Source organism: Streptomyces sp. NPDC046915 (assembly GCF_040644935.1).
In the GTDB taxonomy this organism is placed as follows: domain Bacteria; phylum Actinomycetota; class Actinomycetes; order Streptomycetales; family Streptomycetaceae; genus Streptomyces.
Genome location: NZ_JBEYXB010000048.1, coordinates 11,898 through 23,402 on the forward strand (window position 1 = coordinate 11,898; position 11,505 = coordinate 23,402).

At 73.0% G+C, this 11,505-nt stretch carries 11 protein-coding genes; 7 read left to right on the forward strand and 4 right to left on the reverse strand.

Going from position 1 to position 11,505, the window contains the following annotated elements; genetic code table 11:
* On the reverse strand, positions 1-825 hold an 825-nt coding region (locus ABZ915_RS48115; protein WP_361817640.1), incomplete at its 3' end, for a hypothetical protein.
* Positions 826-1,006: 181 nt separating this feature from the next.
* Between ABZ915_RS48115 and ABZ915_RS48120 the strand changes: the two genes are divergently transcribed.
* Positions 1,007-2,164 carry a serine hydrolase domain-containing protein gene (locus ABZ915_RS48120; RefSeq protein ID WP_361817643.1) on the forward strand — a complete coding sequence of 386 codons (1,158 nt, stop codon included), beginning with the start codon at positions 1,007-1,009 and terminating at the stop codon, positions 2,162-2,164.
* 98 nt (positions 2,165-2,262) lie between these two features.
* Here ABZ915_RS48120 and ABZ915_RS48125 read toward each other — a convergent pair whose 3' ends face one another.
* Positions 2,263-3,261 (reverse strand): NADP-dependent oxidoreductase, encoded by a 999-nt coding sequence (locus ABZ915_RS48125; RefSeq protein WP_361817645.1) that lies wholly within the window; start codon positions 3,259-3,261, stop codon positions 2,263-2,265.
* Positions 3,262-3,351: 90 nt separating this feature from the next.
* On the opposite strand from ABZ915_RS48125, the gene ABZ915_RS48130 reads away from it, so the two are divergent.
* Positions 3,352-3,789, forward strand: a complete 438-nt coding sequence (locus tag ABZ915_RS48130) for a MarR family transcriptional regulator (protein ID WP_361817648.1) — start codon at positions 3,352-3,354, stop codon at positions 3,787-3,789.
* A 57-nt stretch (positions 3,790-3,846) separates the two neighbouring features.
* Positions 3,847-4,638 (forward strand): EI24 domain-containing protein, encoded by a 792-nt coding sequence (locus tag ABZ915_RS48135; protein ID WP_361817651.1) that lies wholly within the window; start codon positions 3,847-3,849, stop codon positions 4,636-4,638.
* Here the strand turns inward: ABZ915_RS48135 and ABZ915_RS48140 are convergent.
* Complete coding sequence (locus tag ABZ915_RS48140) at positions 4,628-5,932, reverse strand: pyroglutamyl peptidase (RefSeq protein ID WP_361817654.1); 1,305 nt, start codon at positions 5,930-5,932, stop codon at positions 4,628-4,630. The genes ABZ915_RS48135 and ABZ915_RS48140 overlap by 11 nt on opposite strands.
* Before the next feature lie 91 nt (positions 5,933-6,023).
* Complete coding sequence (locus ABZ915_RS48145) at positions 6,024-6,962, reverse strand: LysR family transcriptional regulator (protein WP_361817656.1); 939 nt, start codon at positions 6,960-6,962, stop codon at positions 6,024-6,026.
* 76 nt (positions 6,963-7,038) lie between these two features.
* Between ABZ915_RS48145 and ABZ915_RS48150 the strand changes: the two genes are divergently transcribed.
* The 4 genes from ABZ915_RS48150 to ABZ915_RS48165 all read left to right on the forward strand — a co-directional run bounded on the left by ABZ915_RS48150 (position 7,039) and on the right by ABZ915_RS48165 (position 11,415).
* A complete protein-coding gene (locus ABZ915_RS48150) occupies positions 7,039-7,416 on the forward strand; it encodes a RidA family protein (RefSeq protein ID WP_361817666.1) in 378 nt (125 codons plus the stop codon).
* A gap of 136 nt (positions 7,417-7,552) precedes the next feature.
* On the forward strand, positions 7,553-7,882 hold the full coding sequence (locus ABZ915_RS48155) for a YrdB family protein (protein ID WP_361817658.1): 330 nt from the start codon (positions 7,553-7,555) through the stop codon (positions 7,880-7,882).
* 62 nt (positions 7,883-7,944) lie between these two features.
* Positions 7,945-10,380: a glycoside hydrolase family 3 C-terminal domain-containing protein gene (locus ABZ915_RS48160; RefSeq protein WP_361817661.1), complete on the forward strand. Its 2,436-nt coding sequence runs from the start codon at positions 7,945-7,947 to the stop codon at positions 10,378-10,380.
* A 138-nt stretch (positions 10,381-10,518) separates the two neighbouring features.
* Positions 10,519-11,415 carry a hypothetical protein gene (locus ABZ915_RS48165; RefSeq protein WP_361817664.1) on the forward strand — a complete coding sequence of 299 codons (897 nt, stop codon included), beginning with the start codon at positions 10,519-10,521 and terminating at the stop codon, positions 11,413-11,415.
* The last annotated feature ends 90 nt before the right edge of the window (positions 11,416-11,505 follow it).

Below are 11,505 nucleotides of genomic sequence, written 5' to 3' on the forward strand. Positions count from 1 at the left end.
CGCCGGGCTGGCCGCCGCCGAGACCCGTACCGCCACCGCGCGGGCCACGCGGCCGGTTCGGGAGGCGGTCGCCAGGAGGTACGGCTGGAGGTGTTCCAGGCCGGTCACGATCAGTTCCTCGCCCGCGACCAGGGCCGGCCGGGCCGCCTTGGTGGCCGCCGCGGCCGCCTCCGTCAGGTCGGCGAGGGGCGGCAGGGTGGCGCGGACGACGTCGGCGGCGACCGCGGCCGTGCGTTCCGCCAGGGCCACCTGGAGGGGCAGCAGGGGAGCGAGCGCGGCGGTCAGGGCATCGGCGATGCGGCGCAGCTCGGGCGTGGAGTCGCGCAGGACCCCGGCCGCCGCCCGGAGCACCGGGGTCAGGGCCAGCAGGAGACCCGCGGCGAGCCCCGCCGTCGCGGGCAGCAGCGGGGACAGCGCCTCGGTCAGCTCGCCGACCACCGCCGCGCACTCCTCCACCGCCGGCTCCAGCGCGTCCAGCACCGGCAGCAGGCTGTCGCCGAGGGCGGTGAGCAGGGCCTGGGCCGGTTCGCTGACCGGGTGCGTGGCCAGCGGGGCGCCGGTCGTACCCAGCCGGGTCAGGGTGTCGACGACGCGGTAGAACGCCTCCTGCGCCTGCGGTGAGGCACTGGCCTCGGCCAGCTCGGCGGTCGTCCGGCGCAGCACCCGCAGCAGCTCGGTGCCCGAGCCGTCCCGTGGGTCGAGGGTGTTGATCGCGATCTTCGTGATGTTGCCGGCCGTGTCCAGGAGCTGGCCGGTGATGTCGGTCGTGCTGCGTGCCATCCGCAGCATGTCGTCCCTGCTGGGGAGCGAAGGAATCGTCGCCATGGGGCCCCTCCCGCCTCGCCGCCGCCCGTTTCGGGCGCACCCGCCACCAGCATGCCCGCTGCGGCCCGTCCGCAGGAGACATCGGGGCGACGAGGGCGTCAACAGACGGGTGGGGCGGTTGAGTCGAAGGGAGGCGTCGCGCCGTATTCGATCTAGGGAATCACCCGGAGGAGGCACGCGGATGACGCAGGAGATCACCGTCCACGGCACGGTCGCCGACGGCTTCGAGGCGGTGCGCGAGGAGTTCGCCGCGTTCGTCGCCGCGGAGCGGGACGACTACGAAGGGCAGTTGTGCGCGTACGTCGACGGGCGGCGGGTCGTCGACCTGTGGGCGGGTGAGGACGTCGACGGAGGCTCCCTGTACGGGGTGTACTCGTCGACCAAGGGAGCCGCCCATCTGGTCGTGGCGCTGCTCGTGCAGGACGGCACACTGGAACTGGACCGCAAAGTCACCTACTACTGGCCGGAGTTCGCCGCCGAGGGCAAGGGCGCGCTGACCCTGCGCGATCTGCTGGCGCACCGCGCGGGACTGGTCGGCACCGACTCCGGCTTCACCGCGGCGGAGCTGGCCGACGACCGGGCGATGGCCGAACGCCTCGCCGACCAGCGGCCGTTCTGGCGGCCCGGCACGGGCTTCGGCTACCACGCGCTGGTCATCGGCGCCCTGACCGGCGAGGTCGTGCGGCGCGCCACCGGCCGTACGATCCAGGAACTGCACGAGGAGCGGGTGCGCGCCCCCTACGGCCTGGACTTCCACCTGGGTCTGCCGCCGTCCCGGGAGCCCCGCTTCCGCACCGCCCAGCCGATGCTGCCGACCGCGAAGCAGCAGGCCCTGCTGGACGCGCTGCCGAGCGGGCCGCACACGCTGGCCGCCATCGCGTTCAACCGGCACGCGGCCGAGCCGACCGACCTCCAGGCGCTGCCCAACGACCGCCTGATCCGCGCCAAGGGCCCGGCGTCGGTCGGCGGCGTCGCCTCGGCGCGCGGACTGGCCGGGCTGTACGCGGCAGTGATCAGCGACGTCGACGGCAAGGCGCCGCTGCTGAAGCCGGACACGGTGGCGGAGTTCGGGCAGCTGCACTCCGCCGGGTACGACCTGGTGGCCCGGGTCCACAAGTCCTACGGCCTGGGCTTCCAGGCGACCGCGGACACCTACCACCACTTCCTCGGCGCGGGGGCGTTCGGACACGCCGGCGCGGGCGGCTCCCAGGCCTTCGCGGACCCGCGCAGCGGCCTCGCCTACGGCTACACCCGCCGCCGCCACGCCTTCCCGGGCGGCGCGGCCCCGGAGAACGACCGGCTGGCGAGGGTGGTGCACAGGGCGGCGCTCGAGCTGTGAGCCAAGGGCGGAGGCCGCGACCCCACGTCCAAGGGTCACGGCCTCCGTCGTACGCAACGACCGCCGCCGGGCGGGCGTCACGGTGATTCCGTGATCGGTCAGAGCTTGACGATCATCTTCCCGGTGTTGTCGCCGCGCAGCACGCCGAGGAACGCCTCCAGGTTGTTCTCGATGCCCTCGACGACCGTCTCGCGGTACTTGAGCTCGCCGGAGCGGACCCAGGGGCCGACCTCCTGGACGAACTGCGACTGGAGGTCGTAGTGGTCGCCGACCAGGAAGCCCTCGATACGGCCACGGGTCTGGATGAGGCGGGCGAGGTTCTTCGGGCCGGGGGCGGGCTCGGTGTTGTTGTAGAGCGAGATCATGCCGCAGACCGCGATCCGGCCGCCCTGGTTGAGCAGGCCGATGGCCGCTTCCAGGTGGTCGCCGCCGACGTTGTCGAAGTAGACGTCGACACCGTCGGGGGCGGCCTCGCGCAGCTGCTCGCTCACGGACCCGTTCCGGTAGTTGAACGCGGCGTCGAAGCCGTACTCCTCCACCAGCAGCTTCACCTTCTCGTCGGACCCGGCCGAGCCGATGACCCGCGAGGCGCCCTTGAGCCGGGCGATCTGGCCGACCTGGCTGCCGACGGCACCGGCGGCGCCGGAGACGAAGACGGAGTCGCCCTCCTTGAAGGAGGCGGTGCGCAGCAGGCCGGCGTAGGCGGTGAGGCCGGTCATGCCGAGGACGCCGAGGTACGTCGACAGGGGCGCGGCCTCGGGGTCCACCTTGACGGCGTGCTTCGCGTCCACGACCGCGTACTCGCGCCAGCCGAAGAAGTGCAGCACGTGGTCACCGGCGGCGATGCCCTCGGCGTTGGAGGCGACGACCTCGCCGACCGCCCCGCCCTGCATGACCTTGCCCAGCTCGAAGGGGGCGACGTACGACTTGGCGGCGCTCATGCGGCCGCGCATGTACGGGTCGACGGAGAGGTACTTGTTCCGCACCAGCACCTGACCCTCGCCCGGGGTGGGGGCCTCCGCCTCGACCAGGGCGAAGTCCTCGGGCTTCGGCCAGCCGACCGGGCGGCTGAGCAGGTGCCATTCGCGGTTGATCATGACTGTGCCTTTCGAAATTTACTTCAGTACCTGAAACAACCATGCTCCTGAATATTTCAGGATGTCAAGTAACGGGGTATTCTTGAGGGCATGTCCACCCCAGAGAAGACCCGCCGCCCCGACGAGCTGACCATGGAGGTCGTCGAGCTCATCGGTGACGTCGTGTCCCGGTTCTACGCCGACTACGAGGAGGCGGCGGGCGAGCACGCGCTCACCGGCGCACAGGCCCGGTTGCTGAGTCTGCTTTCCCTGGAGCCGCTGCCCATGCGCAAACTGGCGCAGAAGCTGAAGTGCGAGCCGTCGAACGTCACCGGGATCGTGGACCGGCTGGAGCACCGCGGCCTGGTGGAGCGCCGCCCCGACCCGGCCGACCGCCGGGTGAAACTGGCCGCCGCCACGGACGAGGGCCGCAGGGTCGCCCGGGAACTGCGCGAGGGCCTGCGCTTCGCCCGCGAACCGCTGGCCGGGCTGTCCGACGAGGAGCGGCTCGCGCTGCGGGACCTGCTGCGGCGGATGCTGGACGCCTGAGGGCCGGACGCCCGAGGCCCGCGCCGGGGCCCCGACACGCCCCGATAGGGTTCCCCCATGCGTGATCTCGGGGTGGGTTTCGGTTATCTCCTGAAGGGCCAGCGATGGGTGGCCCGGCACGGCAAGCAGTACGACTTCGGACTGCTCCCCGGCCTGATCACCCTGGTCCTGTACGCGGCGGCGCTGGTCGCGCTCGCCGTGTGGGGCGAGGACTTCGTCGCCTGGACCACCCCCTTCGCCGACGACTGGTCGAGCCCCTGGCAGGGCCTCTTCCGCGGCTTCCTCACGGTGGTCCTCTTCGCCCTCGGCCTGCTGCTCGCCGCGGTCACCTTCACCGCGGTGACGCTGCTGGTCGGCCAGCCCTTCTACGAGAGCCTCTCCGAGAAGGTCGACCGGGACGTCTCACCCGACGGGACGGCACCCGAGTCCGGCCTGCCGCTCTGGCGCGAGCTGTGGATCTCCGCCCGCGACAGCCTCCGCATCGTGCTCCGCGCCGCCGTCTGGGGTGTGCTGCTGTTCGCCCTCGGCTTCCTGCCCTTCGTCGGCCAGACGGCCGTACCGGTGATCGGCTTCTTCGTCACCGGCTTCTTCCTCACCGAGGAACTCACCGCCGTGGCCCTCCAGCGCCGCGGCGTCGAACTGCGCACCCGCCTCACCCTGCTCCGCTCCCGCAAGACCCTGGTCTGGGGCTTCGGCACCCCCCTCGGCCTGGCCTTCCTGGTCCCGGTCGTCGCGGTGTTCCTGATGCCGGGCGCGGTCGCGGGCGCCACCCTCCTCGCCCGCGACCTGCTGGGCGAGGAGAACGCCGGGGAGCCCGACGAAACCGAGGAGGAGCGGGTCACCTCCTGAACGTCGCCTCCGCCGCCACCGTCACGATCGCCCGTACCTGCGCGATGATGTCCAGCCGGTTGCGGACGAACTCCGGATCCGTGACCGTGCCGGTCGCCGGGTCGGTGTTGCCGGAGCCGAACTGGAGGACCGGGGTGTGCACATGGCCGCCCGGCAGCGTGTCGTGGAGGCCGAGACGGTCACGGAGCAGCGTGGCCCGGTAGGCGATCTCGTTGGAGAGGTAGTTCCCGCCACCCCCGGCCCGCGCCGTCGAGCCGGGGGTCGGGCCGTCCGCCCGTACGACGGGCTCGGTGCCGCCCGCCGGGATCTCGGTGACCTCCGTGTGGTCGTACACCGGGAAGCGTCCCGTGTCCGCGGCCACGATCCGCTGGTACGGCAGGGTCGTCGCCGTCCACTGGGGCTGCGCGGCCGGATCGGCGACCGGAACGGTCTCCGTGCGGGAGACGTTGTCGTTGTCCGGGTAGCCGCCCCGCCAGGCCCCGTTGGTGCGCTCGACGTCGAACCGCCCGACCCGGCCCTGGCTCACGGTCGTGAACAGGTCCACCCTCGGCAGGTACGGCCGCAGCGTCCGTTCCACCGTCCCCTGGGCGAAGTCCTGCCAGCGCACCGGGAAGACCGCCGTCTCCACCCGCGCCGGGCCCTGAGCCGTCTCGATCACCGTGCCGTCCAGAGCCAGCGCGGAGGCCCCGGACGGATTGGAGATACGGATGTCACGGTCGAGGGTGAAGGGGTCGAACCCGGTGACGAGGACGCGCTTGAGACCCTTGCCGCGCGCCGGGTACCGGATGTCCGTCTGCCCCCGCGAGGTCCGCTCCAACTCGTCCAGCAGCGTGCCGCGCCGGTCCTCGCTCAGCCCGAACCCCGGGTCCCAGGTCCGCACTTCCCGCGTCATCCCCAGCCGCGCCCAGTACAGCGGCCGGTCGTCGTCCCGGCTCAGGCCCTCCTGTCTCCCGCCACCACCCTTCCAAGGAAGCGCTTCGCGCCTTTTTGATCCCGCCGGCCCCCGGCCCTGTGCCCGTTCCACCGCCCGCCGCCACAGCGCCGATCCCTCGCGTACGACGACACGGCGGGCCTGTGCGAAGCTCCGCGCCCCCTCCAGCGCGCGGGCGAAGTCCGGGGCGACGGTGTCGAATCCGGAGCGTCGCAGGATCTCCTGGGGCGCGGCCTGGTCGAGCCGCTGTTCCTCGACGGTCGGCGCGGCTGCCGTCGTGGCGGAGGCGGTGGTCGTCGGGGTGGCGAGTCCCGCGAGCAGGGTGAGGCCGAGGATGCCCATCCGAAGGCGTATGGCAGTCAAGGGGGTTCGGGTCCTTCCGTCGCAGTGGGGTGCGGTCGTGCCGGACGGCCGCAGTATCGCGTGACGGAAGTGGCCCACGCCATGGGGCGGTTCAGCCGGGGATCCGGGCCGCGGCCTCCCGCAGTGCCGTCAGGAACGCCCGTGCCGCCGGGGCGAGCGAGCGTCCCCGCGCGGTCGCCGCGTACACCGCCCGTGCCGGAGCCCCCTCGTCCAGCACCCGCAGCAGCACCACGTCGGGCCGCACCGACCCGGCGGCCAGTGCCGGGACCAGGGCCACGCCGAGGCCCGCCGCGACATAACCCTGCTTGGCCGTCCACTCGGCGACGACATGCGCCACCCGCGGCCGGAAGCCCCGGCGCAGGGCCGCGGCCAGCAGTGTGCCCTCGGGGCGGGGGCCGCCGGAGATCCAGTCGGCGTCGGCGAGCCGGTCCAGCGGGACCTCGCCGGCACCGGCCAGGGGATGACCGGCGGGGACGGCGACGTACAGGGACTCGTCGAGGAGGTGGTGGAGTTCGTACGCCTCCAACGGGACGCCGCCGGTCGTCGAGACGATCGCCAGCTCGAGGTGGCCGGTGGCCAGCCGGTCCAGCAGAGAGGGCGTGAGGCCCTCCTCGCGGGACACCCGGACGTGCGGGTGACGGGCGCGGAACGCGGCCAGGGTGTGCGGCACCAGCGCCGCGTCGGCCGTGGGGAACGCGCCGAACCTGAGCCGCCCGCCCGCCACTTCGCGCAGCGCGGTCAGCTCGCGCGCCGCGCCGAGCAGCGACTCGGCGACCGCCTCCGCGTGCGGGACCAGCGCCCGGCCCGCCTCCGTGAGCCGTACGCCCCTGGGCAGCCGGTCGAACAGCGCCGCCCCGCCGAGCGCCGCCTCCAGCGACGCCACCTGCCGGGACACCGCCGACTGCGTCCAGCCGAGCGTCCGCGCGGCCACGGTGAACGAACCGCTCCGGGCGACCTCCAGGAACACCCGCAGCCAGGCGGTGGAGAGATCGGGGACCTCACGAGCGGGCTTGCCATGCGTGCTTCGCATGACAGCGATGCTAGACATTCGCTTGTCGCATCCATGGGCCGGACCTAGCGTCGGGCCCATGGAGAAAAGGAGCCCCGTGCAGATCACCCTGGACAGCCCCGCGTCGGCGCCCCAGCCCCTCAGCCCCTACTACTCCCAGGTCGCCCGCGTCGAACACGCCGACGGCAGCGCCCTGTTGTACCTCTCCGGTCAGATCGCCGAGGGCGCGACCCTCGCCGAGCAGAGCCGGGGCGTCTTCGAGACGATCGCCGCCCTGCTGAACGCGCACGGCGCGACCCTCGCGGACGTCATCAACATCCGCACCTACCTGACCGACATCTCCCGCCTCGCCGAATACGCCGCCGTACGCCGGGAGTTCCTCACCGGAACCCCACCCACCAGCATGACCTTCGAGGTCCCACGACTGTTCCGGCCGGAGGCACAGGTGGAGATCGAGGTCGTGGCGGCGGTGTAGGCGGGTGGGGGCCCCGGGGGCAGCCCCTCCCAGGGGCGCGGGGAACTGCGCGCTCAGCCACATACGACCGGCAGTCGCCCGGCGACGGAGCAAACCGAGTTGGCAGGCGCCGCGTTCCCGCTTAGCCTGCGGCAGCATGAAGGCTGCCAATCTGGGCGTGTTGTTCCTCATCGAACTGGGCGCCCTGACGGCCGCCGCGTACTGGGGCTTCACCCTCGACATCGCCACCCCGCTCACCTGGCTGCTCGGGATCGGCGCGCCCGCCGTGCTGGTCGTGCTGTGGGCGCTGTTCGGGTCGCAGAAGGCGGCGTACAAGACGCGCGGCGCGATCCGTGTCGGCTTCGAACTGCTGTGGTTCGGCGCAGGCGTGGCCGCGCTGGTCCTCGCCGGGGCGGCGGAGTGGGCGGTCGTCTTCGCCCTGGTCTGCCTGGTGAGCAAGACACTGGCCATCGTCTGGGGGCAGTAGGACGGGGCCGCCGGCTGGGCAGGATGGAGACACCGGACGGACTTCGAAGAGGAGGCACCGCGATGGTGGGAGACCCTGCGGACCAGGCGCGTGAGGCGGTCGTCGAGGCCGCGCTCGCTCGGCTCGGGCTGGACGCCAAGGTCCGGCTGCTGGCCGGGCAGGACATGTGGACGCTGCCCGCGCTGCCGGAGATCGGACTGGCGTCCCTCGTGATGTCCGACGGCCCGATCGGCGTCCGGGGCGTGCGCTGGACCGCCGACGACCCCTCCGTCGCCCTGCCCTCCCCGACCGCGCTCGCCGCCGGCTGGGACCCGGAACTGGCCCGCCGCGCGGGCGTGCTGCTCGCCCAGGAGGCCCGCCGCAAGGGCGTCCACGTACTGCTCGCGCCCACCGTCAACCTGCACCGCTCCCCGCTCGGCGGCCGCCACTTCGAGGCCTACAGCGAGGACCCGTACCTGACGGGACGGATCGGCGCGGGCTATGTGAGCGGAGTGCAGTCCGGCGGCGTCGGCACCACCGTCAAGCACTTCGTCGCCAACGACGCCGAGACCGAACGCCTCACCGTGAACAACCTGGTGGCCGAACGCACCCTGCGCGAGCTGTACCTGGCCCCCTTCGAGGCGATCGTCGAGCACGCCCGCCCCTGGGGCGTCATGACCGCCTACAACACGGTCAACGGCACCACGATGACCGAGCACCACCACCTCGTCGAGGAAGTCCTGCGCGGCGAATGGGGCTTCGACGGCGTCAACGTCTCCGACTGGACGGCCGCCCGGTCCACCGCCGACGCCATCGAGGGCGGCCTCGACATCGCCATGCCCGGCCCGGTCACCGTGTACGGCGAGGCCCTCGCCCGTGCCGTGCGCGCGGGCGAGGTCGCCGAGGCCAGGGTCGACGCGGCCGTACGGAACGTGCTGCGGCTCGCCGCCCGCGTCGGCATCCTGGCCGGCGCCGAACCGGTGGTCGCCGAGCCGCCGCGGCCGGTCGACGGTCAGGCCCTGGCCCGGGAGATCGCCCGCCGCTCCTTCGTCCTCTTACGGAACGAGGCCCGCGCCGAGCGCCCCGCCCTGCCCCTGCGGCCCGGCACGGTCGCGCTGACCGGCGCCGCCGCCCGCGACGCCCGCGTCCTCGGCGGCGGCTCCGCCACCGTCTTCCCGCCCCGGATCGTCTCCCCGCTCGACGCCCTCACCGCGGCGCTGCCCGAGGGCACCCTCACCTACACCGTCGGCGCCGACCCCAGCACCGAACTCGCCACCGGCGAGCCCGGTCTCGACCTGCGCGCGGTCTGCCGGGACGCCGCCGGCCGCGTGCTCGGCGCCCGAGGCGCACCCGGCGGACAGATCCAGTGGACGGGCTCCGACCTCCCCGACGGCGTCACCCACGACACCCTCCACACCGTCGAACTGACCGGCACCTTCACCCCGCGCGAGAGCGGCACGCACACCTTCGGCATCCGAGGCCTGGGCGCCTTCACCCTCACCGTCGACGGCACGACGCACTACGACGACGTCCAGCGCCCCACCGGCGGCGACCCGTTCGCCGCCTTCTTCAACGCCCCCGTGCCCCGCGCCGAGGCCGAACTCACCGAGGGCGAACCGGTCGAGGTCTCCCTCACCCACGTCGTGAGGCACCCGGCGGACGGCCCTCTCAAGAACGTCATCTTCGCCGTCGCCCACCAGGACCCCCGCCGCGACCCCGACGAGCTCATCGCCGAGGCCGCCCGCGCCGCCCGGGACGCCGACACGGCCGTGGTCGTGGTCGCCACCACCGAGCGCGTCGAGTCCGAGGGCTTCGACCGCACCGACCTGCGCCTGCCGGGCCGGCAGGACGACCTCGTCCGCGCGGTCGCCGCCGCCAACCCGAACACCGTGGTCGTCGTGAACTCCGGCTCCCCGGTGGAACTGCCCTGGCGGGAGGAGGTCGCGGCCGTGCTGCTGAGCTGGTTCCCCGGCCAGGAGGGCGGCGCGGCCCTGGCGGACGTGCTGACGGGGGCGTACGAGCCCGGTGGCCGGCTGCCCACCACCTGGGGCTCCCTGACCGACGCCCCGGTCACCCGGGTCGTCCCGGAGAACGGGGAGCTCGCCTACACGGAGGGCGTGTTCATCGGCCACCGCGCCTGGGAGAAGGCGGGCCGCACCCCCTCCTACCCCTTCGGGCACGGCCTCGGCTACACCGACTGGACCTACGAGTCGCTGCACGTGGCGGACACCACCGTCACCGTCCGCCTCCGCAACACCGGCGAACGGGCCGGCCGCGAGGTCGTCCAGGTCTACCTGGCCCCGAGCCTGCCCGACCCCGACCGCCCCGCCCGGTGGCTCGCCGGGTTCGCGGGCGCCGAGGCGGAACCCGGCGAGAGCGTCGAAGTCACCGTCGACATCCCGCTTCGCGCCTTCGAGATCTGGGCAGAGAAACGGTGGGTGGTTGTGAAAGGTTCGTACGAAATCCAGGTGGGCCGCTCGATCGGCGACCGCAGGCTCGCCGCGACGATTAACGTCTGAGCCGGGACAACCCCCCACGTGCAGCCCCGGCCCGGGACCTGACCCCTGGGCCGGGGCTCGTGGTGCCCCGGGACGTGTGGCAGACTCCCGGCCCGCGACACACCGGAACACGCCGGTACGGGGGAGAGAAACCACACCATGCATCCAGGTCAGGGTCAGCAGCAGCCGGGGCCGTACGGCCAGCAGCCGTCGTACCAGCCGTATCCGCCGCAGCAGCCGTACCAGCAGCCCTATCCGCAGCAGCCGCCTTATCAACAGCCGTATCCACCGCAGCAGCCGGCGCACAACCCCTACCAGCAGCAGCCGTACCCGCCCCAGGTCCCCGAACAGCGGCTCGGCGAGGGCCGGGTGCGGGTCGATCCGAACCTCACCCCGGGGCAGCGCGAGCTGGTGGTGAAGATCCAGCAGAAGGCCAAGTTCCTGGCCTACGGGTTCGTCCTCGGCATCCCGCTCACCTTCGGCGGCGCCCACTACGGCATCACCCGCGCCCCCATCGGCTTCGCCGGTACGGCCGTCGGGCTGGCCATGGTGGCCGTGGGCGTCCTCGCGCTGCTCCAGATGCAGGCGCTGAAGCGGCAGCTGCGGCTCGTCACCGCGGACGCCTGGCGCTCCCCGGCAGCCCATCTGCCCGGCGCCCGCAAGGCGGCCACGCAGGCCGCGTACGTCAACGGCCTGCTGGTCCTGCTGTCCTTCGGCGCGGCGGGCTACCTGCTGGTCAAGGGCGCCGGGTGGGGCGCGTACGGCAACTCCTTCGGTTTCGGCGCGCTGATGCTCGCCGCCGGCATCCCCTTCGGCATGGGCCTCGCCGCCGCGACCACCATCCCGCAGCTGCTCCAGGTGATCCCGGCCGGCGCCAAGGTCGGCCGGAGCCTGTACTCGATCATCTTCGTGCTGGCCACCACCGTGACCGGCGAGGGCATCAAGGGCGGCACCCTGCCCCCGATCCTGATCGGCGGGACGACCCTGCTGGTCTGCGGCGGCGCGATGGCCGTACTGGGCAAGGCCGTCAAGCGGATGCGCGGGGAACCGAACTAGTGCCGCGGCAGGCAACGTTTGCCCGTCAAGGAGCGGCGTCCGGTGCGTGCTCTCGGCGTGCCGGGTGCGAGCCCTCGTACTGGATGTACT

Bases quoted from the DNA above. Each gene is read 5' to 3' on its own strand.
- ABZ915_RS48120 (WP_361817643.1), top strand. From the start codon at position 1,007: ATGACGCAGGAGATCACCGTCCACGGCACGGTCGCCGACGGCTTCGAG.
- ABZ915_RS48125 (WP_361817645.1), bottom strand. From the start codon at position 3,261: ATGATCAACCGCGAATGGCACCTGCTCAGCCGCCCGGTCGGCTGGCCG.
- ABZ915_RS48130 (WP_361817648.1), top strand. From the start codon at position 3,352: ATGTCCACCCCAGAGAAGACCCGCCGCCCCGACGAGCTGACCATGGAG.
- ABZ915_RS48135 (WP_361817651.1), top strand. From the start codon at position 3,847: ATGCGTGATCTCGGGGTGGGTTTCGGTTATCTCCTGAAGGGCCAGCGA.
- ABZ915_RS48145 (WP_361817656.1), bottom strand. From the start codon at position 6,962: ATGCGAAGCACGCATGGCAAGCCCGCTCGTGAGGTCCCCGATCTCTCC.
- ABZ915_RS48155 (WP_361817658.1), top strand. From the start codon at position 7,553: ATGAAGGCTGCCAATCTGGGCGTGTTGTTCCTCATCGAACTGGGCGCC.
- ABZ915_RS48160 (WP_361817661.1), top strand. From the start codon at position 7,945: ATGGTGGGAGACCCTGCGGACCAGGCGCGTGAGGCGGTCGTCGAGGCC.
- ABZ915_RS48165 (WP_361817664.1), top strand. From the start codon at position 10,519: ATGCATCCAGGTCAGGGTCAGCAGCAGCCGGGGCCGTACGGCCAGCAG.